Below are 26,329 nucleotides of genomic sequence, written 5' to 3' on the forward strand. Positions count from 1 at the left end.
ATGAAGAAAATAAATACCTGTACCATAGAACATTCAAAAATAACCGTTGACGGAAATCTTATTTTTGAAAGCCCAAGCGAAACCTTTCAGGAATTTGCCAAAGAAGCCTATAAAAGTTTAGACCTCAGCTATCCGAAATTTCACAAAATGGATAACCTGAGTAAATTAGCCTTTCTTTCCGCTGAAACCATTTTGAAAGATGAAGACCACAGCAGAACAGCCATTGTTTTTGCTAACAGATCGTCCAGTCTGGATACCGATTTCAAATATCAGGAAAGCATCAACGATCAGGATAACTTCTATCCGAGTCCTGCCGTTTTTGTGTATACTTTACCCAATATTTGTGTAGGTGAAATCAGCATTAAACACAAAATGCAGACAGAAAATGCTTTTTTCGTACTGGATGATTTTGATGAAGAATTTTTGAATGACTATTCTGAACAGATTCTTCTATCCGGAAAAGCTGACAAAGTATTGTGTGGCTGGGTGGAATTGTATCAGGAAAATTACAAAGCTTTTGTATATTTGCTCACATTATAATTTAACAATGTACCAATCTGATAATGTACCAATGCTAAAGGCAATAACAACCATTGGTCAACTGGCACATTGATATATTGTACATTAAAATACTATTTATGGAAAACTTAAAAACAGAATTGAAACACAAAATTATCGAAGTTCTTAACCTTGAAGATGTATCTGTAGAAGAGATCAAAGATACTGACCCACTGTTCGGAGGTGGATTAGGATTAGATTCTATCGACGCTTTGGAACTGATCGTTCTTCTTGATAAAGACTACGGAATAAAATTAGCTGATCCTAAAAAAGGAAAGGAAATTTTCCAATCTATCGATACGATGGCAAAATTCATCGAGGATAACAGAACAAAATAAATTAATATAACAATCTAACAGTGTAACAATGTAACAATTATTGGTAAATTATCCGATTGATACATTGTTACATTATTGAATACCATGAGTCAAAAAATTGCCATAACCGGAATGGGCATCATTTCCTCCATCGGAAACAATGTGGAGGAAAATTTTATTTCATTGCAATCCGGAAAACATGGAATTTCAGATATCGAAATGTTTGAAACCCGTCATGCCGGAGCCATTAAAACGGGTGAAATAAAATTATCCAATGAAGAACTTGTACAACAGCTTCAGCTTGATGAAGACAATAACGTAACAAGAACTTCTTTATTGGGAATGATCGCTGCAAAGGAAGCTGTAGAAAGTGCAGGAATTTCAGATATCAATGGTTACAGAACCGGCTTGATTTCTTCTACCAGTGTAGGCGGAATGGATATCACTGAAAAATACTTCTACTCTTACGAAGACTTCCCTGAAAAGCAAAAGTATATTGACGCACACGATGCCGGAAATTCCTCATTGGCGATTGCCGGTTATCTGGGATTAAAAGGGATGGTTTCTACCATCAGTACAGCCTGTTCATCAGCAGCCAATGCGATTATGATGGGCGCTAAACTGATTAAAAACGGAGTTTTGGATCGCGTGATTGTCGGAGGAACAGATTCTCTTTCAAAATTTACTTTGAATGGGTTCAATACCCTGATGATTCTTACGGATTCTTACAATACTCCTTTTGACAACGACAGAAAAGGACTGAATCTTGGGGAAGCTGCGGCTTTCTTAGTCCTTGAATCTGAAGAAATGGTCAAAAAAGAAAACAAAAAGGTTCTCGCTTATCTTTCCGGATATGGAAATGCTAATGATGCCCACCATCAGACCGCATCTTCGGAAAACGGACAGGGCGCATTTTTAGCAATGCAGCAAGCCCTGAAAATTTCCGGCGTGGAAAAAGAGCATATAGATTATATCAACGTTCACGGAACAGCTACTCCCAACAATGATTTATCTGAGGGAATTGCCATGATAAGAATCTTCGGAGAAAACCAGGTGCCTGAATTCAGCTCCACAAAAGCATTTACAGGACATACTTTGGCTGCAGCAGCAGGAATTGAAGCCGTATTTTCAATTCTAGCCATGCAAAACAGTGTGATTTTCCCGAACCTGAATTTTAAAACAAAAATGGAAGAGTTTGACCTTACTCCTGTTACCGAATTGAAAGAGAAAAACATCAATCATGTGCTTTCCAATTCATTTGGATTTGGAGGAAACTGTTCCACCTTAATTTTCTCAAAATCATGAGTGCAGTATACATCAACAGTGCATCCTGTATCTCGGTTCAGGACACTTTAAACGACAATATTCTTCAGAACCTTACTGTTAAAAATTCTTCAAACATCATTAAAGCGATAGAACCTAATTACAAAGAGTTCATTCCGCCTGCGATGATCAGAAGAATGTCTAAAACCGTAAAAATGAGCTCCGTAGCATCTCACTACGCATTGAAGGAAGCTGAAATTGAAAAACCGGATGCTATCATTGTAGGAACCGGAATGGGCTGCTCTCAGGATTCTGAAAAGTTCCTAAAAAACGTGATTGATAATCATGAAGAGTTCCTTACGCCTACCTTTTTCATCCAGTCTACTCACAATACGGTAGCAGGACAGATTGCTCTGGGATTACAGTGTCATGCTTACAACTTCACGTATGTAAATACTTCTTCTTCACTGGAGTTTTCGTTACTGGACGCTCAGCTTCAGATCAATGACGGAGAAGCAGAAAATGTTCTGGTAGGTTCTACAGACGAACAGACGGACAGAACCATGGAACTTTACTGCTTAAATAATACGATCAAAAAAGAAGCAGATCTTCCTGCAGATTATTTGAATTCTAATACCAATGGCGTAATCTGGGGCGAAGGAGCCAGCTTTTTTGTAATTGGAAAAGATAAGACCGAAAACTCTTATGCCAGGCTTAAGAATATCCATATCAGCAATAAGGTTGAATTGAATGAAGTAAAGGATTTTATCCAGAATTTCCTGGTTCAAAACAATCTTTCCACTCATGATATTGATGCGGTTATTTTAGGATTCAGTGGAGATGCACAATCAGATATGTATTATACAAAAGCAATGAATCTGTTTCCGGATTCAGCACAGCTGTATTATAAACATTTGAGTGGAGAATTCAATACAGCAAGTGGTTTTTCAACCTTTATGGCCTGTCATATCCTGAAGGAACAGCAGATCCCGGAAATTATGATGATCAATGCAGAAAAAAAGGAAAGTATAAAGAATATACTTCTTTACAACCATCTGGCGGGTGATGATCACAGCCTGGTGTTATTGGAAAAGGCATAATTGTTGAAATTGAAAATTATACGGTCTATTTGTCATTCAGAGCGAAACGCAGTGAAGCGTGGAATCTAAATTAGAAATTAGTCTGGACTCCTACGGAGTGTGACAATGGTATACAATAAATATTACGACTATAAAACTTGTAATAAAACAATCAGCAATGAAACATTATCCCTTCATCCTGTTCTACCTTTTCTGTAACGTTTTTATTTATGCGTTCCACGGAAGTATTTGGGTATATCTGTTTTGTTTTTTTGCTTTTTCTGCAGTAGTTGTCTGGGGTTCTTTTGACATTGAGCTGGGATATTTTGTGAACAGTATTACTCATAAGCGTACCAGAATAAAAGAAGTGGCTCTTACATTTGATGACGGACCTACTGAATTTACCCCAAAGTTTTTAGACCTGCTTAAAGAACATCAGATAAAAGCAACTTTTTTCTGTATTGGAAAACAGATTGAAAAATATCCTGAGACGTTTCAGAGAATTATTGCAGAAGGTCATACGATTGGAAATCATACCTTATCACATTCCAGTTCTACAGGGTTTTTATCGACTTCAAAAATGATTACAGAGATTGAAAAGTGTGATAAGATCATGAAAAACGTGGGAAATATTAAGACCAATCTCTACAGACCGCCGTTCGGAGTGACGAACCCTAATATTGCAAAAGCAATCAAAAAAACCAATAAAGTAAGCATCGGGTGGAATGTACGCTCTTTGGACACCATCATTGATGATGAAAAAAAGATCTACAACAGAGTGACCAAAGGTCTGAAAAATGGGAGTATTATCCTTCTTCATGACACTTCGGAAAAGACCTTTCGGGTGCTGACCAATTTATTAGTATTTTTGAAGGATAAAAAATATTCAACCTTTACTGTTGATACAGTGATAAATTCAAATAGAAATGATTAAAAATATTGCTTTCGGAGTATTCTTACTGGTTTCAGGATTCTTTTTTGCGCAAAACACAGCAATGTCAGGAGCTGAAGCCAAAGCATTTGTATCGAAGGTTTCTTCAGACACGAAAGAAATTAAAACGTTACAGAGCGATTTTACCCAGACCAAAAAAATGGATTTCCTTGATAAAAGCATTGTCACCTATGGGAAAATGTCTTTGCAGACGCCCAATATGCTGAGCTGGAAGTACACTAAACCATATCAGTACAGTATTGTTTTTAAAAGTAATAAAATCTTCATCAATGATCAGGGAAAAAAATCTTCTGTAGATGCGAAAAGCAAAACATTTGAAAAAATCAATAAACTTATTGTAGGAAGTTCGAATGGAACCATGTTTAATGATCCTGAGTTTACCGTTACCTATTTTAAGAACGGAAATTACAATGTGGCAAAGTTTATCCCAAAGACTTCTCAGTTGCTGAAATATATTAAACAGATTGAACTGTTTTTCCCTAAAAACCAGTCGACAGTTTCACAGGTCAATATGACGGAGGCTTCCGGAGATACTACGAATATTGTTTTCAAAAATACCAAGATCAATGCTTCCATTCCTGCGTCAGAGTTTACTTTATAGCCTGATTCTGATCCTGGCTGCTTCCTGTAAAACGTATCGGTTAACAGAAGCAAAACCTGTCTCTTCTTCTGAAAAGATGGTTGAAAATTTATTCTTTTCTTCCACCGAAGATTATGTATACAAATGCCAGATGGACATTTATAAAAACCATGTGAGTGGAATTCTGGTCATCAAAAAACTGAATGAAACAACGCACCGTGTCGCCTTAACTTCTGATTTCGGGAATAAACTGATAGATTTTGAAGTCTCTGATAATGATTTCAAACTGAATTATGTACTTCCTGACCTGGATAAAAAAATAGTCATCAATTTCCTGAAAAACGACTTTCAACAACTTCTGAAAAGAAAATATCCGGTCAGTGAAAGTTTTGAAAATAAAAATGCTAAAATCTATCTTTCAAAAATCGATAAGAAGAGCTACTATCTGTTCTTCAGCAAAGAAAATGGCTTACTGAAAGAGATTGTTTACACGAAAAATAACAAAGAGAAAATCGATTTCACTTTTGATGCAAAAAAACCTATCTTCGCGGATAGCTTAAATCTACAGCACAAAGATTTTAAGATCAATATAAAACTATTTCAAATAACCGAAACAGAATAAGAACTGTACAGCCTACAAGTATTATTTTCAAACCAAAGTGTAGTGTACATTTAATCTTAAAAAATAAGATCATGCAGACCATTCTTACAGACTTTTATACTTTAACATCATACGATAAGACAGAAGACGGAAAATTTACCGCTCATATTCACCTGAATAAAGACCACGAGATTTTTAAAGGTCATTTCCCTGGAAATCCGGTAACTCCCGGTGTTTGTATGATGCAAATTATTAAGGAACTGACTGAGGAATTTACAGGTTCAAAGTTATTTCTGAAAACAGCTTCCAATGTAAAGTTCATGGCGATTATCAATCCTTTTGAAACCCCTGATCTGGTACTTCAACTGGATATTACTGAAAATGAAGAAGATGTTAAAGTAAAAAACACGACTTCTTTTGGCGAGACTATTGCATTGAAATTGTCTGTAAGCTATAAAAAAATATCGTCATGAAACTAATCTTATCATTCATAGCAGCATTTGTTTTTTTCTTTCAATCTGATCTTGAAACGCTGAGAAACAGCTATGCTAAGGCGAATGAATCCACTACCAATACTGCGAGCTTTATTGAAACTGCGGAAAAACAATCCGGCTCTGATGCTGTAACTGTAGGATACAAGGCCGCAGCAAAGATTATGGAAGCCAAAATTGCCAAAAGCAACAGAAAAGCTCTGGTAAAGACAGGTGCTACAAGTCTTGAAGGCATTATTAAAAGTAATCCTAACAATGCAGAACTTCGTCTTATCAGAATGAGTGTTCAGGAAAATATTCCGAAAATTGTAGGATATCGTGGAAGTTTGAAAGATGATAAAGCTTTCCTGCTGAATAATTACAGCAAACAGAATACAGCTCTGAAGGGCTATATCAAAAGGTTTGCAATGCAATCTAAAACCATGACAGAGGCGGAAAAAGCCACTTTAAAATAAAAAAATGTTTCTTGCTGAAGTACAAAATGCTATTTCTGAAAAGAAGATATGCGTTTTAATCCCTACCTACAATAATGAAAAAACCCTGAAGAGGGTTATTGACGGCGTTCTCAACTACACCGGAAGTATTATTGTAATTAATGATGGTTCTACGGATTCCACGCCTCAGATTCTTTCTCAATATCCTCAGATCACTGTAATTTCCTTACCGGAGAATAAAGGAAAAGGAAACGGCCTAAAAACGGGTTTCAGAGCAGCAAAGAAATCAGGATATCATTACGCCATCACCATTGATTCGGATGGTCAGCATTATCCGGATGATATTCCGGTATTTGTAGAAGCTCTTCTTCAGGAAAAAGAGGAAGTTCTTCTGATCGGAAACAGAAATATGTCTCAGGATGGGATTCCTAAGAAAAGCAGTTTCGGAAACCGTTTTTCCAATTTCTGGTTTTGGTTTGAAACCGGTATCAGGCTTGAAGATACACAGTCCGGCTACAGACTTTATCCTTTGCATAAAATTCCAAAGAAATATTTTACCCCAAAGTTTGAATTTGAAATAGAAATTATTGTAAGAACTGCATGGAGGCATGTTCCGGTAAAAAATGTTCCAATCAAGGTTTTATATGATCCGGTGGAGCGGGTTTCCCATTTCAGACCTTTCAAAGATTTCACAAGAATCAGTATTCTGAATACAATTCTGGTAACGATTACTCTACTTTATATTATTCCGAGAAATTTTGTGAATAATTTCAAAAAAAAAAGCTTTAAAAGATTCATACAGGAAGATGTCTTAGAAAGTGACGGAAGTAACCGCACGAAAGCATTTTCCATAGCACTGGGCGTTTTTATAGGACTTTCTCCTTTTTGGGGATTCCAAACGCTTCTGGTGATCAGCTTATCTGTACTTTTTAAACTTAATAAAGTCCTTGCATTTGTAGCTTCCAATGTGAGTCTTCCTCCTTTTATCCCTTTCATTATTGCCGCTTCCTTGTTTCTAGGAGCTCCCTTTGTAAGTGGAAACAGCGATATTCTAAGTCAGGAGTTAAACTTTGAACTGATTAAAAATAATCTGTTGCAATATATTATCGGTAGTTTTATTTTAAGTACCACCCTTTCTTCTCTTGCAGGAGTAGTGTCTTTTTTATTTCTGAATAAAGTAAATCCGGAAAACAATTAAAAAAGCCCGGAACAAAGTTCCAGGCCTATCACAATGAATTATTATTTTCTATTGTACACGGAATACATTATTGCAGAATAAACTGAACCAAATCTTTTAAAAACTGTTCATCCACTTTTCCTTTTGTTTCATAATCTTTTGGAGATGGTTTTCCGGAACCTGCAATAAATAAGTGACTTAATGCAGGATAAAACTTAAATACAGCAGTCTTATCATTTTTCAATGTTTCTTTCCAAAGGCTGAAATCTTTCTCGGTTACCTGATAATCTCTTCCCCCTTGCGCAAAAAACATCGGAGCTTTGACTTTTTTAACTTCGTTAAGCTGATTGTAATCCTTCAAATACTTCCAATATGCGGCAGACTGGCCCAAAGGAAGCTCTGATGAAGGAGAATGTAAGTTAAATTGGGATGAGTTTAAAAAAGCAGCCTGCTTTTTAATTTCCTGAACAGCTTCAGCTGGAACTTTAGCCGGGTCAATCGTATGAAGGTATTCATATTGCTCAACAAGCAGGTCTTGCAGCGGTCTTGCATTTCCGGCCATAAAAACATATTTTGAAACCTGTGCCTTTTCTGCAATTTTAGGCATCATATATGCTCCCTGGCTATGCCCAAGAATGATAATCTGGTATCCTTTGTAATCAGCATTATTTTTAAAATAAAGAGCTGCGTTTACAGCATCATTGATGGTTTCTTCTTCTACAGTAGACTTTTCCGTGAATGCTTCAGGGTGGGAATAGGTTCTTTTATCATATCGATAGGAAGCAATTCCGTTGTTTAAAAGATATTCTGCAATGTCTTTAAACGGCTTGTTTTCTCCAATGGTTTCATCTCTGTCATGAGGTCCGGAGCCGTGAACGAAAATAACCAATCTCTTTTTATTGTTGGAAGGTGGAATTAATAATGTTCCTTTCAGCTCAATAGCATCACTTTTTATTTTCAGTGCGGTTTTCTCATCTCTTTTTTCAAATGTTTTGTGAGGAACTAAGAAGAAACCCTGCAATTTATTATTCTCATTAAAAGTAAGCTGAATATCCAGTTTTTCCTTTTCAAATTCAGAATAGTAATAATAGGTGTTTCCTTCGTTATTTACTTCAAGGATATTTTTAAGTCCTCCAATCTGCCCCTGAAGTTGTTGCGGAATCGCTTTGAGCTGTTCCACCGGAATTTGTCTCGCTACGGTAGGATCAAAATAAGCATGTGCTTTTTCTATATTTTTATCAACCAGCAAGGCTTTAATGAAAGTATTTCCGATCTCTTTTCTGTCCTGAGAAAATGATAACAGAGCGAATGCGGTAAAGAATAAGGTTAAAAGTTTTTTCATAATCAATTATTTAAAGACCACATCAGCGAATGATAGTGGTGTCATCATTATGGTAACAAATATCGAAATAATAACCAGGGCGAGCTGGGTGATATGGTATATTTTTTCTCTTTCCTCCTCATTGATTTCAAAAGTAAATTTTATTTTATCAGGCCTTCTAATGATCAACCAGATAAATAAAAGAACAGCGAGATTCATCAGTACAGGAAACACAAGAAAGATTTTGCTTCCATAATTGTCTTTCATACTTCCGTACCCGTGAATAGTGATGGTGTCAGGTATTGAGCTGTAAACGGTGCACAAATACAAAGAATAACAGATAATAATAACAAAAGGAATACAGAACAGCAGTTTTATATATTTGGGGATCATTTCAGTTTCTTTAAAGTTTTCTTCAGGTATTTTTCAACATTTTTTCTGTCCGGAACTGTTGTAATTTCTTTCGTCAATGCTTTCTCAAACGCCATTTTTGCCTTTGAATATTCTTTTTTGCTAAAATAATACTTTCCTGATTGATAATAGACCAGCCAAAAATCGGGATTCATAGCCTGATACGATGGGATAATATCATCTGTCAACAGCACGTTTTTATCATCAGCGGCCTCATTGATTTCTTTACCGTACATTTTGGACAGTTCATAGTTTTGAAATTCTTCAGAATCTGCGAACGGATCTCTTGCAATATTCAGTTCTGTTTTCGCCAGCAGACTTTGCGATAATGGCTTACCGGAAAAAATCTCATTCAGGTCATAGCAAACAAATTCTCCAAGCTGATAAGGATTGGAAGAAACCCAAACCAGTTTTTTCTGAGGCGAAAATATAACGGCATGGTGAGCCAATAGCTGATTGAGTGCTTTTTCATTTCCATAACCGATACTTTCATCTTTTAAGCCTGACTTATTTCTTAAAATGGAAGCCATCTTTTCGGGAGTGATCTTCTTTTCTTTCTGCAAAAGCTCCTGAAGTTTTTCATAACGGTATTCTGAATGGCTTTCTTCAATCTGCTTCTGATTTCTTTTGTCATCTTTATAAGCTTCAGACTGAAAATGATTGGTACAAAGCACTCTGCTTGTATTTTGTACTCTATATACCCCGAAATTTTTAGGTGAAACTTCAATAATGACTGCATTTTTATCAGCTGCACTTCCCACAAGGATAGATTCCGAAACAAATACCTTTCGTTTTTTAGCAATGGCAATGGCTTCTTCTATATTTTTTGCATACTGTAAAATCTCTCTTGTAACCAGGGAAATAGGAGTCTTTGCCGTTAAAGGAATTTTTGATTTTCCGGCATTAATGGTCACGGTAATTCCTTCTTTATTCATTCCTGAAACTACACCTATCATTCCGGGCCAGCTTACCGACATATAGGGAATTCCTTCTTCGGGTTGCACAAACTCTACCAATTTATTTTTAGCAAAATCGTCTCCCACATAAAAGTCGAAATTTCTTCCAATCAACAAGTCTCCGTCTTCAGTATTTTCATTCCATACAGCAAGAGATGTACAGCCTACCATGGCAAGATCCTGCATGGCATGCCCGATATCATGAGCACCGTGCAGGTAAAGGTTTCTTAAATATTTAGGAGCAATAAAGTCATACTGATCGGATGAATATCGTGACAAGCCAAATAATTCTGCCTGATAATCTTCTCTTACATTGAGGTACATTTTTCTGTTGTACCATTTTAAAAAACCTCTTAACAGCCCTTGTCTGAATTTTGATGGCACAAAACCCTCCACTTTTGAAAAGAAAATGTTCTCCTGCTTCTGCATTAAGTTTTGGGTCAATGCTCCGCTATTATATCCAAGCTGCAAAGGATTTCCTTTAATATAGAGTTCCCAGAGCTGCTGTTTATTTTTGGTAAGATAATTCTGATTGTAGCTGAAGGTACTGTCATTGATCTGGTTTACTTTCGGGATCTCCAGAGCATATTGTTTTACATCGGGAATATGTTTGATAGACTTTGAGATTCCGCAGGATGTGAGGAAAACACAAAAAGTGAGATAAAGTAAAGTTCTTTTACAGGATGAATAAATGGTTTTAGTTTTTTTCACTTTAGTTTTTATTAATCATTTGGGTCAGCCGCATGTCTATCGTTTCTTTTCCGATAATTTCAGCACAGGTGTTAAAAGCTCCGATAGTAACGCCTAAGATGCCATGCATATTCACGGATTGTCCGGTCAGAAAAAGATTGTCAATTTTGGTACGGGGAGAAACCATCGTTTTAAGAGGATTCTCCGAGCTTTTCATATATCCATACATATTTCCTTCACAATTTCCGATATAGTCCCGATAAGATAAAGGAGAGGAAGTATAGAGTGTTTTAATGGCATGCCTTAGATTCGGAATTTTCTTTTCCAGAGCATCAAGCATTTTTTCTGTTTTTTCAAGCTTAAATCTTTCATAAGCATCTCCTCTTTCATGTTCATCGGCAACGGTATTGAAGGTATTCTCCCATTCTTTAACCTCATCAAAATCCATATACGATATCGCCGTCATACTTTCTGCGAATTCAGGATGACGTTTCGAAGGTGTAGAAGAAAGCATAAACGTTTCCGGCCACGATTCTTTCCGGTATTGGAATGCATTCCAAACCTGTTCTTCAGAGGAGTAGTGATATCTGTTATAATTAAAATTCGGAAGATAATGAGGCTTTAAAACAAGATAAATACTAAAGCACGATGAAACCGGCTTCCAGCTTAAAACCCTGTTCAGAAAAGATTTCTTAAGTCTTTCTTCACCAATAAGTTTAATGGTGGAACGGATTTCTATATTTGAAATAAATTGTTTGGCGGCGTATTCTTTTCCTTTTTTTGTTTTAACAGAGGTCAGTGTATTATTTTCATTAAAAACAAATTCTGAAACTTCCGAATGCTTGTGTACTTCGGCTCCATATTCCCGGAGTTTTCTGATTAAAAGTTTAGAGATCTGGCTTCCTCCTTTCACACATTTGTAAGCACTTTGGATATAAGAATTTACCGTCAGAGCATGTACATAAAAGGGAACATTCTCCGAGTCTCCGGCATATAAAAAGTTGGAACCCAGTAAAACTGACTGCAATTTTTTATTCTGAGTAACAGATTCAATGAATCTTTTGGTATTTAGATGCAGGATTTCCTCGTTGTAATTGTCTTTTCCCACCACATGATATCTGGGAAACTGGCTGCATACATACTGAATTTCTTCGCAATAGTTTTCAAGGTTTTCTTTTTCTTCGGGAAAATACTTTGAAAGCTGTTCAACAAAATTCTGATAACCCTGTGCATGAGGATATTCTATTTCATCTTCTCCGAAACTGATTCTGTCATAGCCGTCTTCATCCATCAACTGAAGTTCAAGATCATCCATAATTTCCAGATAGGAAAAGAACTGGTTAAGATTCTGTCCTTTGGATAAACCTCCAAGATAATGGACTCCGGTATCAAAAATAAGCTTATCTCTTGAAAAGGTCTGCAGATTTCCCCCATACTGGTTATTTTTCTCCAGAACGCATACTTTCAGACCTTCTTTCGCCAAAATAAGAGCTGAAACAAGGCCTCCCAATCCGCTGCCGATTACAAGTATGTCGTATTCTTTCTTCAAAAGAAAATGTGCTTTTAATAATTAAGAAACAGGGAATTTAAGATATTTAAAGTTTACTTCAGTAAAGTAAGCATAGAAATGTTATGAGTTCTCTTAAATCTCGGTAAATCTTAATGGTTTTTTAGTTTTTATTCGTTTTTACGGGATAAAAATAGAAAAATTAATCAACATCATCCCAAAAATCAAAATAATTAAACCATTGAAGCGGGTATTTTTTCACCATAGTTTCAAGATTTTGCACATAAGACTGTAAAAGTCCCTGTGAATCACGATTTTTGATATTCTGGGCAACTCTTGCATACAGATGGTAATGAAGATTATTCTCTTTCATCACATAAACATATACTACGGGAACGCCTAACCTTGAGGCGATCAAAAACGGGCCAGCAGGAAATTTTGCACTTTTTCCCAGCAGTTCTGCCTCCAGATATTTGGACCCTTCGAAATAACGGTCTCCGGTAAAGCAGATGAGTTCATTATTGGACAAAGCCTGATTGATCTCAAAAATATGAGACATGTCCTCCTTCACGTAAATAAACTTGATATTACTCTTTTTTACCGCAACACTTTCCAGATATTCCTTGATCACGGTCACTTCCTGATCTGTTGTAACCAGATTGATCTGGCAGTCGAAGTCGATATCTGCAAAAAAGTGTTCCGCAATTTCAAAATTACCAATATGGGCACTGATGAGTACACCTCCTTTTTTAGCAGCTAAAAGACTTCTGAGGTTTTCAATACCGTCAAATTCATAGGTATATTTTTCTCTGAGTCCGGCAGAAATCGCAGTTTTATCAATCAGAACTTTTCCGAAGGTAAAATAGCTTTTAAAGATGGAAGCTTTGGATTTCCAGTATCCATAGTTCAGTCTTTTCTGAAAATAATAAAGAATATATTGATTGCTTTTCTTCTGAAACAGGGAGTAGTAGGCCGCCACAAAATACAGCACACCATATGAACTTCTGATCCCGATATTTCTAATACACCAGACGAATATTCTGTATCCGAGTACTGTTCCTTTAGATTTACCTTTCCACTTGTTCATATCTATAATTTAATATAACAGAGAGCCAATGTAATAATACCTTTTTGAAGTGTCCGTTACCGGATCACTGCGATATTGTTACATTGGCACATTTTATAGAATAAAGAATTACTCAATAACTACGCGTTTTTTTCAGCAATCTTATGTTCAATCGTTGTATAGAAATCATCAAATGTTACCATTTTTTTGAAATCTGCTTCTCCTAATTTCACCCCGAAATTGGATTCAATCACGACTACCATGTCGATATAATCTAAGCTGTCTAAGCCCAGTGTATTTTTAAGGTTGGCATCGTTACTGATTTCGTCTCCGTCTACCTCGAATTCGTTGACAAGAAAATCATTAACAATAGCAACAATTTTTTCCCTTTCCATGTTTTTAATCAAATTTTTTAACTATTAGTGCAGAATTGGTTCCCCCAAACCCAAAAGAATTCGACAAAAATACATCAATTTTTTGATTTTTTGTTTTTGCAACTAAATTTATCTTTTGTGCTTCATTATCAGGGTTTTCCAGATTAATATTGGGAGCAACAAAATCGTTCTGCATCATCAGAATGGAGTAGATAACTTCACTTGCACCTGCCATCCAGCACTCATGTCCGGTCATGGATTTGGTAGAACTTACCGGAACTTCGCTCCCGAAGATCTCATAGATGGCTTTTGCCTCGTTGGCATCACCAATTGGAGTAGAAGTTGCGTGAGCATTGATATAATCGATGTCTGAAGCTTTTAATCCTGACTGTTTTAAGGCTCTGTCCATTGCCAAAGCCGGTCCATCCACGTTTGGTGTTGAAATATGCCCTCCGTTGGAAGAGAAACCGTACCCGATAATTTCTGCAATAATCGGAGCGCCTCTTCTTTGGGCAGATTCCAAGCTTTCAACAATCAGACTGGCAGCTCCGCCACTTGGAATCAATCCGTCTCTTTCTGCATCGAAAGGTCTGGATGCTTTTGCAGGCTCATCTTCTCTGGCTGAGAACACTCCCAATCCGTCAAAGCTCGCCATGGAATATTTGTTGGTTTCCTGAGCTCCGCCACAGATAATCATATCCTGGAAACCATTTTTAATCATCATATAAGCCAGTCCTAAAGAATGCGAACCGCTTGCGCATGCTGCGCTGATGGTAAGATTGATTCCTTTCAGTTTAAAAATCGTAGAAAGGTTCATCGTTACCGTTGAGTTCATTGATTTGAAAATCGCTCCCGATCCCATCAATGTTGTATCTTTCTTTTCCCTTGCAATATCGATAGATTCTACGACTGCCTGAGAAACACTGTCATTTCCGTATAAGATCCCCACTTCATGAGCATCCAAGAATTCTTCATCTAGATTTGCCTGTTTTAAAGCATCAAGCGTAGCAAGATAAGCATATTCGCTTTCTTCTCCCATACTGACACGCTGGCGTCTGTTTAAAAGATTTTTCAGATCAGGCTTTGGAACAACTCCTGTGAGGCCAGACCTAAAACCAAATTCTTTTCTGTCCTGATCTAAAACAATACCGGATTTTCCTTGATATAGGGATTCCCTGACCTCTTCTAAAGACGTCCCGATGCAGGAATAAATTCCCATTCCGGTAATTACAACCCTATTTTCCATGTTATGAATAAATTCCTCCGTTAATATTAATCACTTCACCTGTAATGTAAGAAGATTTTTTAGATGCTAAAAATGCGACAAGATCTGCCACTTCTTCTACTTCTCCAAATCTGTTGGCAGGAATCATTGCTTTCAGTTCTTCTTCATTAAACTCCTGGGTCATATCCGTTTTGATGAAACCCGGTGCAACGGCATTTACCGTAACATTTCTTTTGGCAACTTCCTGTGCAAGGGCTTTTGTAGCACCTACCAAAGCTCCTTTCGCAGCAGAATAATTTGTCTGCCCGGCTGTTCCTTTTACTCCGGATACAGAAACCATATTGATGATTCTTCCGTATTTGTTACGAAGCAGCTTTTGAATAAAGAAATTGGTCACATTGAAGAATCCGTCCAGACTTGTATTGATCACACTATTCCAGTCTTCCTTCTGCATCCACATAAAAAGACCGTCTCTTGTGATTCCGGCATTATTGACGATCACTTCTACCACGGCATCAGGATTTTTCTCCTGCCACTCCGTTAAAACAGCTTGTGTTTCTTCGGTGTTTCCTACATCAAATTTAAGAATTTCTCCGGTAGCACCCAATTCTTCCACTTTAGCCAACGTTTCTTTGGCTGCCGTTTCATTTGAAGCGAAGTTGATAAGGATGTGATAGTTTTTCTCTTCAGCCAGTTTTATACAGATTGCTCTCCCGATTCCTCTGGAGCCTCCTGTTACAATTGCACATTTCATGCGTTAGTGTTTATATCGTTTTTAGTTTTTTAAGTTGATGCTGGAAGCCTTTTTTAAAAGACAATTGATGGCAACCAATAGTTACATTCCTTTCAGATATTTCTTTACTTCCTCCAAATACGGATACATAACCATATCGTCTGAGAAAGCAGGAATAATTTTTCTGATATCATCATACAGTTCTTTTGTAGAGGATGAAACCTTATCCTGGAATCCAAGATATTCAACCGCCTGAATGATGGTAATAGCTTCAATAGCCAAAACTTCAAAGGCATTTTCAATGACTTTTCTACAAATTACAGCAGCGTTTGTTCCCATACTAACGATGTCCTGGTTATCGTTATTGTTTGGAATACTGTGAACATACATAGAATTTGACAACATCTGGCTTTCTGCCGTAGTAGAAGTTGCTGTAAACTGTACACCCTGCATCCCGAAATTGAAACCTAATTTACCTAAATTGACAAAAGGAGGTAGAATTTCGTTGATTTTAGCATTCAGAAGGTAGTTTAGCTGTCTTTCTGCAAGCATGGTAAGTTTGGTTACCACAATTTTAAGCTTGTCCATTTCCAAAGAGATATAATCCCCATGGAAGTTTCCTCCATGATACACATGCTGGTCTTCAACGTTGATAATTGGATTATCATTCGCTGAATTGATCTCATTCTCAAGAACTTTCTCCGTATATTCCAATGTATCCAATACCGGACCTAGAATCTGAGGAACACATCGTAAAGAATAATATTCCTGAACTTTTTCCTTGAATACTTTTTCCTGTTCTTCAAAATGGGTATACAGATGTTCTTCTCTTTTTCTGATCAGTTTACTGTCTGCCAAGTGAGCACGCATTCTTTCTGCCACTTTCTGTTGACCGTAATGTTTCTTAGTTCCGTTCAAGGCTTCTGACAAATGATCATCATAAGCCTGTACAATCTCATTGATGGCACAAGAAAGTCTAAGAGAAATATCAGTAAGCTGATTGGCTTTATAAGCATTTACGATACCGATTCCTGACATTACGGAAGTTCCGTTCATCAATGCAAGACCTTCGCGGATCTCTACTTTGATCGGTTCTAAGCCTTCAACTTCAAAAACTTCTTTGGTAGATTTTCTTTCTCCATTGTAAAAAACTTCTCCTTCTCCAATCAATACCAAAGCCAGGTGAGCCAGCTGAACAAGGTCACCGCTTGCTCCTACTCCTCCATGTTCAAAGATTAGTGGAGTAATATCTCTGTTGATCAGCTCCTGAAGCAGATAAATAACAGACTGGTGCACTCCTGAATTCCCTAATGATAAGGTATTCAATCTTGCAAGCATACATGCTTTTACTTCTTCTACAGGCAAAGGGTTTCCAATTCCTGAAGAGTGGCTTCTGATCAGGTTATACTGAAGCTGGTGTGTATCTTCATCACTGATTTTAAACTGAGCCATTGGCCCAAAACCGGTGTTCACACCATATATTACTTTATTTTTTGAAAACTCTTTTAAAAACTGAAAACTTTTATCCACTCTTGATAAAAGTGATTCATCCAGTTCTATTTTTTCATTCTCAATGATAATTTTTTGAAAGTCTTTCAGTTCTAAAAAGTTATTTATTTTCATCAATTAAAAGTAATAGTTGATAATTTTGTAAAATATTAATTATTTGTCACTAATTTTGCGGCAAAGATAAAAGTTATTATTAAAATAAAAAATCAAAGATGAGCAAAGAATCTGTTGACGTTCTTGTAATCGGAGCCGGACCCTCCGGATGCGTGTCTTCTTCGTACCTGAAGAACAATAACGTCAGCGTAAAAGTAGTCGAAAAAACGAAATTTCCAAGACTGGTAGTTGGAGAAAGCTTAATTCCAAGGGTAATGGACCACTTTGAGGAGGCCGGACTTTTCCCTGCATTAGATAAAATGGGCTTTGAAAAAAAGCTTGGAGCTCGTTTTCTTCGTGGTGACGAAGTCTGCATTTTTGATTTCAGCAACAAATTCGGGGAAGGCTGGGACTGGACCTGGCAGGTTCCGAGAGCTGATTTTGATAATACGCTTGCTCAGGAAGTCATTAACAAAGGAATCGATCTTGAGTTTGAAACTGAGGTTATAGACATCAAATTTGACGGAACAGATTCTATAACTACGGTAAGAAACAAGGATGGAGAAACAAAAGAGATCCATGCTAAGTTTGTTATCGATTCCAGTGGCTACGGAAGAGTTTTACCTCGCCTGCTTGATCTTGAAAAACCTTCAAAACTATCCCCTCACTCTGCGATTTTTTCTCATGTGAATGATATCAACAGAGAACCGGGAGAGGAAGGAACTTTGATTTCTTTTGACATTATTGAAACAGAAGTATGGCTTTGGGTAATCCCTTTTTCCAACGGAAATACCAGCTTAGGAATTGTAGGTCCTACTGAATATATTGACAAATTATCTGAAAACGGAGATACAACGGAAGCTTTAAGAAAAGCTATTTCTCTTTCTGAATATTATGTAAAACGTTTTGGAAATGTAGATTTCCTTTTTGAACCTAAACATCTGAAAGATTATTCCTGTTCAGTAAAAAGTTTATTCGGAGACGGATTTGCTTTAACAGGAAATGCCTCTGAATTCCTTGATCCGGTTTTTTCTTCAGGAATGGCTTTTGCCACAGAATCCGGAATGCTGGCCGCCAAACTGGCATTAAGACAATTAAACGGAGAAAAAATTGACTGGCAGAGGGAATACACAGACTACATTTTATATGGAGTGGATGTTTTCACCACCTATGTAAAAGAATGGTATACCGGAAACCTTCAGGAATTATTCTTCCATCAACCGGAAAATCCGGACGTAAAGAAAAAGATCTGTGCTGTTTTAGCAGGCTATGTCTGGAATAAAGACAATCCTTTTGTGAGAAAGCATGATACAGTTATTAAAAACCTTGCAAACCTGATCAAACAGGAAAAACAGGAACAGCAAAATCAAGCATAAAAAAACGGTCTGAAAATTCAGACCGTTTTTGTTATTTTAAAGCATTTTTAATAGCTTTACCCAATTCTTTTCCTGTTTTTTCATATGCAGCGGATATTCTTCCGTATTCCATACGATAGCTACCTTTACTTCCTATCCCTTCAATCTTATCACCCTGAACTTTAGTTAAAACTTTAGATGGATTTTCAGTTTCAACAAATATCATTTCTGATGATAATTTAGCAGGCTGTGTTACAAACCCAGTCCATCCGGCGTAGATCCATTTTGTATGCAGTATTAAGGTGTACTTTGCCGAAGCTCCTTTAGTGAATTTTATTTTTTTCGCTTTACCATTTACTCCTTCAATAAACTTATCAAAAAAAACTGATTCCTTATGCTTTTGCCATTCTTCATCCCATTCTTTCCAGGATTGCTCGCCTTTCTTAGCCAATGTCTCTGTTTTTCTTCTTTCAAGATACTGGGCTTCAGTATAATTATCTGCCTGAAAAAGAGGATTTTCAAATTTAAACTGAACATTTACCTCAGTCTGATCTTTCAGAAAGTCAAAATTTCCAGATTCAATATTAATTTTGTCCTGGGCAAAAGTTGCCGTGGTAATGGCTGCAAAAAGCAGCAGAAATAATTTTTTCATAGTGTATTAGTTTTACTATTCAAGCCCCAAAGATATATAAAAAGACCTCTGTTAATTATTCTTTAGGTTTAATTTTATCTTAAGTCAATAAAAGTGATTGGCTTTCTGCTGTTTGGATTAAAAACTGTTTTAGAAAGAACATCAAAATCTATGATTTCAATTTTGGGACTTACTCTCAATTTTGCACGGAAGTGATCTCTCACTTCATTGACAAACCCTTCGTGATCTGCTTCTGTACTAAGTTTAATGATAATCTCATCAAGTCCGATTTCGTTGGACTGAATCACAATCTGGTAGCATAAGATAGTATTAAAATCATTCAAAATATCATTCATAGCAGGAGGATACAGCGTTGTCCCTTTGTATTTGATCATCTGCTGCTTTCTTCCTACAACAGGTCCTAACCTCATCGTATTTCTTCCGCACTGGCATGGCTCATAGTGGGCTTTTACAAGATCTCCGGTTTTAAACCTCAACAAAGGAATGGCTTCCACTCCCAAAGTCGTAATCGTAAGTTCTCCGCTTTCTCCTTCTTTTACAGGGTTTCCTTCATCATCCAGGATTTCTGTAATAATCAATTCCGGATGGTGATGTCCTCCGATCTGGAATTCACACTCTGTAAAAGCAGTGCTCATTTCCGTAGAAGCATAGGTAGAAAAGAGTTTGATGTCCCATTTTTCCTTGATTTTCTGTGAAAGAATATTATCTGTAAAATTCTGATTCTTGATGCTTTCTCCAATACATACAGCCCCATAAACACTGGAGTTTTTATAATCCAACCCGTGTTTTTCAGCGTAATCAATCATTTTCAACAGAAAAGAAGGAACGGTGATCAGATATCTGGGCTTGTATCTGAAAATAGAATCCCATTGCAGTTCAGGAATTCCCGGTCCCATTCTTACTACGCTTGCCCCCATTTTTCTTAAACCAAGAAAATAAGCAAGCCCAGCCATAAACCTTTTATCTATGGTGGTAATCATCTGCACAACATCTCCTTTCTGAATTCCTGCACAGGCAAAAGATATCGCTTCATTGTACGCAAGCCTTTCCAGATCACTGTCGGACAATCCGAAAGTCACCGGATCTCCCAATGTTCCGGAAGTGGTACTGTAATCCACAATTTTATCCGGTGTTATGCAGAAAAAATCATGATTGTACTGCTGAAGATCATTCTTTGTGGTGGTAGGAATCTTCTGAAGGTCTTCCAAAGTACGAATATCCTCAATAGTAATATTATTTTCTTTGAACAGTTTCTGGTAAAAAGGGGAATGCGTTTCAAGATAAGTCAAAAGCTCATGAAGTTTTTCTTCCTGAAATATTTTGATTTCCTGAATCCCTGCTTTCTCGATTGACGGATGAAATTCCAATGATTTTAATTTTTTAAAAGGCAAATTTATCTAATTAAAATTAAAAGATTTAAAGATTCAAGTATTAAAAGATGAATTATCTCCTAAACGTAAAAGTTTGTGTATTGGTATTCCCGGCAGTATTGATGGTTGTCACTTTTAAAGTATGAGAACCGCTTCCTTTAGGACATTTTTCATCAAAAATGTAGACAAAATTATCTTTTACACGGGTAAACCTCAACCATTTGCCATCCAGTTCGGCACGGAATGAAATAATATCACCCACTTTCGTTGTTCCTTTTAAGAGTAATGAACTGCTATTAACTAATGCTCCTTCTGCCCAGCCTAATGAAACGGATGGAAGATTATTGTCAATCAACAATTTTGCGGTACCCAATCTGTTAAATTTCCCTTCTGCCCAATCACCATTCCATTTTACCTTGACAACGGTTTTATCACTGCCATAGTCAAGAAGAATAATGGCTTTATCTTTTTCTGTATTGGTTAATTTTCTATTCGGTTTTATTTTCAAGGTATATTCATCCTGAACGGGAATATATGGATTATGCAAAACAATGGTATTTGAAACTGCATTCGGATCTGTATCAGGTTTTTCATAGGCACTGAAATTTACAGCATCATACATGGCATTTTTACTAAAAGCAATCTCTGTATTTTCTGTGGTAATGATTTTCCCTTGATTAGCCATTATTGTTTTTGCAGTATAAGATATTTTCTCTGAAGTTTTACTTAACTGAACTTTTGTTGTTAAGCGGCTTGTATTTCCTTTGACATCTTTAAGGACAATTTCAATGGCATGAATATTTTCATCCTTAAGTTTGATAATCCCACTTAAATTTGGAAGACTATAATGCTGCAGTTTCATTCCAGGTAAATCAGACAGGTGCTGGATTCCCATTTTATCTCTTATGAATTTGGTATAATCTATACAACCGTTGATGTATCGGGTATCATCATAGTGGATCTTATCAATTTTAAAACTGTACATCAGATTGCCATCCATAAACAGTTCTGTCTGATAAATACCAAGATTAAATCCTTTGTTGGCTTTATCTACAGCTTTAATGGCAAAACTTATCTCCGGAGAACTCACCTGAATAAGATTAGCCGTATAAGCATTTCCCTCATTTTTTACGGCAATATTATTTGCTCCTGGTTCATACGTACTGAAACGTCGGTCATACCAATACAATCCGCTAATAATCGGGGCAATATTATCAGGAATGGCAAAGCCAAAAAGTAACGGATTTAAGCATTCCTCTGTTTTGGTATCTCTTATTTCAAAGTGCAGATGCGGACCCGCCGAACCTCCGGTATTTCCACTTAAAGCAATCTGCTGTCCTTTCTCCACAGGAAACTGTCCGGGCTGAAAAGTAATATCCTGTTCCCACTTTTCGTCTTTATATTGCCTCTCCTTTACGTATTCATCAAGTTGATTGAAATATTTATTCAGGTGAGCATATACCGTGGTATAACCATTGGGATGAGTGATGTACACTGCATTTCCAAATCCGTACCGTTCTACTTTTATCCTGCTTACATAACCTTCTGCAGCGGCAAGAACCGGCAGATTTTCCTGGCTGTTAGTTCTCAGATCCAGTCCCATGTGAAAGTGGTTGGTCCGCACAGCACCAAAATTGGCAGCGAGCTGCATGGGAATGTTTAATGGATTTCTGAAATAATTTTGAGGGTAATTATTTTGAGCTTGTACAATGCCTGTGTTGATAAAACAAACAAAAAGCATCAGGTAATAAAAGATTTTCATACAGCATTTGGGTTTAGTAGGTCTACTTAAATGTACAAAATTTCTGCCAATCAGTGCTTCGTACTCTAGCCAATCTTCGAATCAATTTTGTTTTTCTCACCCCATATTTCCCCTGCTGAGTGAAACGTCTTTGCGATCGATCTTACATTATCCATACATCTTTGTGAACTTTGCGTTACCATTAAGTTTTGGCTAAAGCCATAAATAAACTTTATTATTCAAGTGGGCTAAAGCCCACTTCTATTGAATATACTGCATAAAATCTCACATAAAAGTTGTCAGAAAAAATTCATTTATTCACTATTCACCATTCACTTTCCCCCACTTTCTTTATTATATTTCTGAAATTGAACTTTTTAATAGAAATTACCTAAATAAAACATATATTATAAACCGACAAATTTTAGTAAATTTGCAGACTTAATTAATCAACGATATTGAGATATTTACAATGAGCCAATTTAAAGAATACAAAAACCTCAACCTTATTGACGTAGCAGAGAATGTAGCGGAATTTTGGAAACAAAATAAAACCTTCAATAAGAGTGTTGAGATTCGTCAGGGAAATCCTGAGTTTGTTTTTTACGAAGGTCCGCCTTCAGCAAACGGTATGCCTGGAATTCACCACGTAATGGCAAGAGCATTGAAAGATATTTTCTGCCGTTACCAGACTCAGAACGGAAAGCAGGTTTTCCGTAAAGCAGGCTGGGATACGCATGGTCTTCCTGTGGAACTGGGTGTAGAAAAAGAGTTAGGAATCACGAAAGAAGATATTGGCAAAAAAATCTCTATTGAAGACTATAACAAAGCTTGCCGTGAAGCGGTAATGCGTTATACCGACGTATGGAATAACCTTACGGAGAAAATCGGATATTGGGTAGACCTTGATGATCCGTACATCACGTACAAGTCAAAATATATGGAAACCGTTTGGTGGTTGTTGAAGCAGTTGTATAGCAAAGATTTGTTGTACAAAGGCTACACTATCCAGCCTTACTCTCCAAAAGCAGGAACAGGACTTTCTTCTCACGAGCTGAATCAGCCCGGAACCTATCGTGATGTTTCGGACACAACGGTTGTGGCTCAGTTTAAAGTAAAGAAAGACTCTTCAGCATTGTTCAATGATGTTGACGGAGATGTTCATATCCTTGCATGGACGACCACCCCGTGGACACTTCCATCCAATACGGCTCTTACCGTAGGGAGAGATATTGAATATGTTTTAGTTAAAACTTTCAATCAATATACATTTGAACCTGTAACAGTAGTGTTATCCAGCGTTCTTTTACCTAAAGTTTTCGGTAAAAAATACGCAGAAGGTACAGATGAAGATTTTGCCAACTATACTCCGGAAACGAAAGTAATCCCTTTTAGAATACTAAAAGAATTTACAGGAGAAAAGCTTGTTGATACAAGATATGAGCAATTAGTTCCGTGGTTTACACCTAATGACAACCCTGAGAATGCATTCAGAGTGATTCTTGGTGACTTCGTAACCACAGAAGATGGTACAGGTATCGTTCACACAGCACCTACTTTTGGTGCGGATGATGCGAGAGTTGCTAAAATGGCTCAGCCTGAGGTTCCACCGATGTTGGTAAAAGATGAAAATGACAATCTTGTACCATTGGTAGATTTACAGGGTAAATTCATCAAAGGAGATAATGTTCCTGCGGTATTCTCCGGAACTTATATCAAAAACGAATATTACGACGAAGGAACTGCTCCTGAGAAATCATGGGATGTGGAACTTGCCATCCTGTTGAAAACAGAAAACAAAGCCTTCAAAGTAGAGAAATATGTCCACTCCTATCCACACTGCTGGAGAACAGATAAACCGGTATTGTATTACCCGTTGGATTCATGGTTTGTGAAAATGACTGCTGTAAAAGACAGACTGGTTAATTTAAACAAAGACATCAACTGGAAGCCAAAAGCTACGGGTGAAGGACGTTTTGCCAACTGGCTGGAAAATGTAAACGACTGGAACTTATCCCGTTCAAGATATTGGGGTATTCCGTTGCCGATCTGGAGAACAGATGACCTGAAGGAAGAAAAGATCATTGGTTCTGTAGAGGAACTTTATAACGAGATCGAAAAATCAATTGCAGCAGGACTGATGACTGAAAACCCTTTCAAAGGTTTCATCATCGGAAATATGTCAGAGTCTAACTATGAACTTGTGGATCTTCACAAAAACGTGGTTGACAAAGTGGTATTGGTTTCTGATTCAGGAAAAGCAATGAAGCGTGAAAGCGACCTGATCGACGTTTGGTTCGATTCAGGGTCTATGCCTTATGCCCAGTTGCATTATCCTTTTGAGAATAAAGAATTAATCGACAATAATAAAGCATTCCCGGCTGATTTTATCGCAGAAGGTGTTGACCAGACGCGTGGATGGTTCTATACGCTTCACGCTATCGGGACTGCTGTGTTTGATTCAGTTGCTTATAAAAATGTAATGAGTAACGGTCTTGTTCTGGACAAGAACGGGCAGAAGATGTCAAAACGTTTAGGAAATGCCGTAGATCCGTTCGAAACACTTGCTGTATACGGACCGGATGCTACGCGCTGGTATATGATCTCCAATGCCAACCCATGGGAAAACCTGAAGTTTGACATTGAAGGAATCGACGAAGTAAGAAGAAAGTTCTTCGGAACCCTTTACAATACCTATTCATTCTTCGCTTTGTATGCGAATGTAGATGGCTTTAACTATTCAGAAAAAGAAGTGGAAAACCGTCCGGAAATCGACAGATGGATCCTTTCTGAGCTTAATCTTCTGATCAAAGAGGTGAAAGCATTCTATGAAGATTATGAGCCGACAAGAGTAGCAAGAGCGATCAGTACTTTTGTGAACGATAACCTGAGTAACTGGTATGTAAGATTATGCAGAAGACGTTTCTGGAAAGGAGACTATTCTGATGACAAAATCTCCGCTTACCAAACTCTATACACGTGTCTTGAAGTAGTAGCAAAATTATCCGCTCCTATTGCTCCGTTCTTTATGGATCAGTTATATCAGGACCTGAATAAGGTAACAGGTAAAGAAAACTGTGAATCTGTACACTTAACAGACTTCCCGGTAGCAGATGAAAGTTTAATCGATCAGGATCTGGTTGAAAAGACTCATCTGGCACAGAACATTACAAGTATGGTTTTCTCATTGAGAAAGAAAGAAAATGTAAAAGTTCGTCAGCCTTTACAAAAAGTATTGGTTCCTGTACTGGATGCTAAAACAGAAGAACAGATTCTTGCAGTTGCAGATCTGATCAAGCAGGAAGTGAACGTGAAAGAATTACAGTTAATTAATGCTGAAGAAGCATCCCATTTAATTGTAAAACAGATAAAACCGAACTTCAAAGCACTTGGTCCTAAATTAGGAAAAGATATGAAGGTGGTAGGTGCAGAGATTAGCAACCTTACAGCAGAACAGATTTCCACACTTGAAAAAGAAGGGAAAACAGACGTTCAGGGATATGAGATCACTCTTGATGATGTGGAAATTTCTACAAAAGATATCCCGGGATGGACAGTAACTTCTGATGGAAAAACAACTGTGGCATTAGATTTGACGTTAACCGATGAGTTAAAATCTGAAGGGATCGCAAGAGAATTCATCAACAGAATTCAGAACCTGCGAAAAGACAAAGACTTTGATCTGACAGACAGAATTTCAATCACATTGGAAGAAAGCTCTCCTTTCCTGAATGAGATTAAGAAAAATGAAGAATATATTTCTTCCGAAGTCTTGTCAAATAAAATAGAAATTGTATCTTCACTTTTAAATTTTAACGAAATCGAAATAGATGAGGTTAATTTTAAGATAAATGTTGAAAAAAATTAACCTGTA

24 protein-coding genes are annotated in these 26,329 nt (G+C 37.1%); 12 read left to right on the forward strand and 12 right to left on the reverse strand.

The window, feature by feature from the left end:
• The 10 genes from RHP76_RS13405 to RHP76_RS13450 all read left to right on the forward strand — a co-directional run bounded on the left by RHP76_RS13405 (position 1) and on the right by RHP76_RS13450 (position 7,473).
• On the forward strand, positions 1 to 540 hold the full coding sequence (locus tag RHP76_RS13405; RefSeq protein ID WP_123277695.1) for a 3-oxoacyl-ACP synthase: 540 nt from the start codon (positions 1 to 3) through the stop codon (positions 538 to 540).
• Between the two features lie 98 nt (positions 541 to 638).
• Entirely contained in the window at positions 639 to 896 is a 258-nt protein-coding gene (locus tag RHP76_RS13410; protein ID WP_034692439.1) for an ApeE family acyl carrier protein, read from the forward strand.
• A gap of 84 nt (positions 897 to 980) precedes the next feature.
• Complete coding sequence (locus RHP76_RS13415; RefSeq protein ID WP_120233205.1) at positions 981 to 2,180, forward strand: beta-ketoacyl-[acyl-carrier-protein] synthase family protein; 1,200 nt, start codon at positions 981 to 983, stop codon at positions 2,178 to 2,180.
• Positions 2,177 to 3,238, forward strand: a complete 1,062-nt coding sequence (locus tag RHP76_RS13420; RefSeq protein ID WP_311228387.1) for a beta-ketoacyl synthase N-terminal-like domain-containing protein — start codon at positions 2,177 to 2,179, stop codon at positions 3,236 to 3,238. Before RHP76_RS13415 ends, RHP76_RS13420 begins: the two co-directional genes overlap by 4 nt.
• Before the next feature lie 157 nt (positions 3,239 to 3,395).
• The gene (locus tag RHP76_RS13425) at positions 3,396 to 4,151 is read left to right on the forward strand and encodes a polysaccharide deacetylase family protein (protein WP_120233207.1); all 756 of its coding nucleotides are present in this window, start codon (positions 3,396 to 3,398) and stop codon (positions 4,149 to 4,151) included.
• Positions 4,144 to 4,770: a flexirubin biosynthesis/transport protein LolA2 gene (locus RHP76_RS13430; protein ID WP_120233208.1), complete on the forward strand. Its 627-nt coding sequence runs from the start codon at positions 4,144 to 4,146 to the stop codon at positions 4,768 to 4,770. The genes RHP76_RS13425 and RHP76_RS13430 overlap by 8 nt, the downstream gene beginning before the upstream one ends.
• Entirely contained in the window at positions 4,736 to 5,371 is a 636-nt protein-coding gene (locus RHP76_RS13435; protein WP_120233209.1) for a flexirubin biosynthesis protein LolB2, read from the forward strand. The genes RHP76_RS13430 and RHP76_RS13435 overlap by 35 nt, the downstream gene beginning before the upstream one ends.
• 71 nt (positions 5,372 to 5,442) lie before the next feature.
• Positions 5,443 to 5,823: an ApeI family dehydratase gene (locus tag RHP76_RS13440; protein ID WP_288442761.1), complete on the forward strand. Its 381-nt coding sequence runs from the start codon at positions 5,443 to 5,445 to the stop codon at positions 5,821 to 5,823.
• Positions 5,820 to 6,296 carry a hypothetical protein gene (locus RHP76_RS13445; protein ID WP_062675959.1) on the forward strand — a complete coding sequence of 159 codons (477 nt, stop codon included), beginning with the start codon at positions 5,820 to 5,822 and terminating at the stop codon, positions 6,294 to 6,296. Before RHP76_RS13440 ends, RHP76_RS13445 begins: the two co-directional genes overlap by 4 nt.
• Positions 6,297 to 6,300: 4 nt before the next feature.
• Positions 6,301 to 7,473 carry a DUF2062 domain-containing protein gene (locus RHP76_RS13450; RefSeq protein ID WP_311228388.1) on the forward strand — a complete coding sequence of 391 codons (1,173 nt, stop codon included), beginning with the start codon at positions 6,301 to 6,303 and terminating at the stop codon, positions 7,471 to 7,473.
• Between the two features lie 67 nt (positions 7,474 to 7,540).
• Here the strand turns inward: RHP76_RS13450 and RHP76_RS13455 are convergent, their stop codons facing one another.
• The 9 genes from RHP76_RS13455 to hutH all read right to left on the reverse strand — a co-directional run bounded on the left by RHP76_RS13455 (position 7,541) and on the right by hutH (position 17,358).
• Complete coding sequence (locus RHP76_RS13455; protein ID WP_311228389.1) at positions 7,541 to 8,794, reverse strand: alpha/beta hydrolase; 1,254 nt, start codon at positions 8,792 to 8,794, stop codon at positions 7,541 to 7,543.
• Between the two features lie 6 nt (positions 8,795 to 8,800).
• Positions 8,801 to 9,166, reverse strand: coding sequence for a hypothetical protein (locus RHP76_RS13460; protein ID WP_123277673.1), 366 nt, complete (start codon positions 9,164 to 9,166; stop codon positions 8,801 to 8,803).
• Positions 9,163 to 10,851: a C45 family autoproteolytic acyltransferase/hydrolase gene (locus RHP76_RS13465; RefSeq protein WP_311228390.1), complete on the reverse strand. Its 1,689-nt coding sequence runs from the start codon at positions 10,849 to 10,851 to the stop codon at positions 9,163 to 9,165. Before RHP76_RS13465 ends, RHP76_RS13460 begins: the two co-directional genes overlap by 4 nt.
• Position 10,852: 1 nt before the next feature.
• The gene (locus tag RHP76_RS13470) at positions 10,853 to 12,379 is read right to left on the reverse strand and encodes a phytoene desaturase family protein (RefSeq protein ID WP_311228391.1); all 1,527 of its coding nucleotides are present in this window, start codon (positions 12,377 to 12,379) and stop codon (positions 10,853 to 10,855) included.
• A gap of 160 nt (positions 12,380 to 12,539) precedes the next feature.
• Complete coding sequence (locus RHP76_RS13475) at positions 12,540 to 13,424, reverse strand: lysophospholipid acyltransferase family protein (RefSeq protein ID WP_288442755.1); 885 nt, start codon at positions 13,422 to 13,424, stop codon at positions 12,540 to 12,542.
• Between the two features lie 119 nt (positions 13,425 to 13,543).
• Positions 13,544 to 13,798 carry an acyl carrier protein gene (locus RHP76_RS13480; RefSeq protein WP_034692469.1) on the reverse strand — a complete coding sequence of 85 codons (255 nt, stop codon included), beginning with the start codon at positions 13,796 to 13,798 and terminating at the stop codon, positions 13,544 to 13,546.
• Between the two features lie 4 nt (positions 13,799 to 13,802).
• Positions 13,803 to 15,023, reverse strand: coding sequence for a beta-ketoacyl-[acyl-carrier-protein] synthase family protein (locus RHP76_RS13485; protein WP_062675965.1), 1,221 nt, complete (start codon positions 15,021 to 15,023; stop codon positions 13,803 to 13,805).
• Between the two features lies 1 nt (position 15,024).
• Entirely contained in the window at positions 15,025 to 15,756 is a 732-nt protein-coding gene (gene fabG / locus RHP76_RS13490; RefSeq protein ID WP_311228392.1) for a flexirubin biosynthesis SDR family reductase FlxB, read from the reverse strand.
• Positions 15,757 to 15,837: 81 nt separating this feature from the next.
• On the reverse strand, positions 15,838 to 17,358 hold the full coding sequence (gene hutH / locus RHP76_RS13495) for a flexirubin biosynthesis tyrosine ammonia-lyase FlxA (RefSeq protein WP_062675967.1): 1,521 nt from the start codon (positions 17,356 to 17,358) through the stop codon (positions 15,838 to 15,840).
• 98 nt (positions 17,359 to 17,456) lie between these two features.
• Between hutH and RHP76_RS13500 the strand changes: the two genes are divergently transcribed.
• Positions 17,457 to 18,713 (forward strand): NAD(P)/FAD-dependent oxidoreductase, encoded by a 1,257-nt coding sequence (locus RHP76_RS13500; RefSeq protein ID WP_288442754.1) that lies wholly within the window; start codon positions 17,457 to 17,459, stop codon positions 18,711 to 18,713.
• A gap of 31 nt (positions 18,714 to 18,744) precedes the next feature.
• Here RHP76_RS13500 and RHP76_RS13505 read toward each other — a convergent pair whose 3' ends face one another.
• From RHP76_RS13505 to RHP76_RS13515, 3 genes are all read right to left on the reverse strand, one after another.
• On the reverse strand, positions 18,745 to 19,344 hold the full coding sequence (locus RHP76_RS13505; RefSeq protein WP_062675969.1) for a hypothetical protein: 600 nt from the start codon (positions 19,342 to 19,344) through the stop codon (positions 18,745 to 18,747).
• Between the two features lie 74 nt (positions 19,345 to 19,418).
• Complete coding sequence (locus RHP76_RS13510) at positions 19,419 to 20,711, reverse strand: flexirubin biosynthesis putative acyl-CoA ligase FlxY (RefSeq protein WP_311228393.1); 1,293 nt, start codon at positions 20,709 to 20,711, stop codon at positions 19,419 to 19,421.
• 76 nt (positions 20,712 to 20,787) lie between these two features.
• Positions 20,788 to 22,476, reverse strand: coding sequence for a M23 family metallopeptidase (locus RHP76_RS13515; RefSeq protein ID WP_311228394.1), 1,689 nt, complete (start codon positions 22,474 to 22,476; stop codon positions 20,788 to 20,790).
• Between the two features lie 451 nt (positions 22,477 to 22,927).
• Between RHP76_RS13515 and ileS the strand changes: the two genes are divergently transcribed.
• Positions 22,928 to 26,323: an isoleucine--tRNA ligase gene (ileS, locus tag RHP76_RS13520; protein ID WP_288442751.1), complete on the forward strand. Its 3,396-nt coding sequence runs from the start codon at positions 22,928 to 22,930 to the stop codon at positions 26,321 to 26,323.
• Positions 26,324 to 26,329: the final 6 nt, after the last annotated feature.

Source organism: Chryseobacterium sp. SG20098 (genome assembly GCF_031844745.1).
Classification (GTDB): domain Bacteria; phylum Bacteroidota; class Bacteroidia; order Flavobacteriales; family Weeksellaceae; genus Chryseobacterium; species Chryseobacterium cucumeris.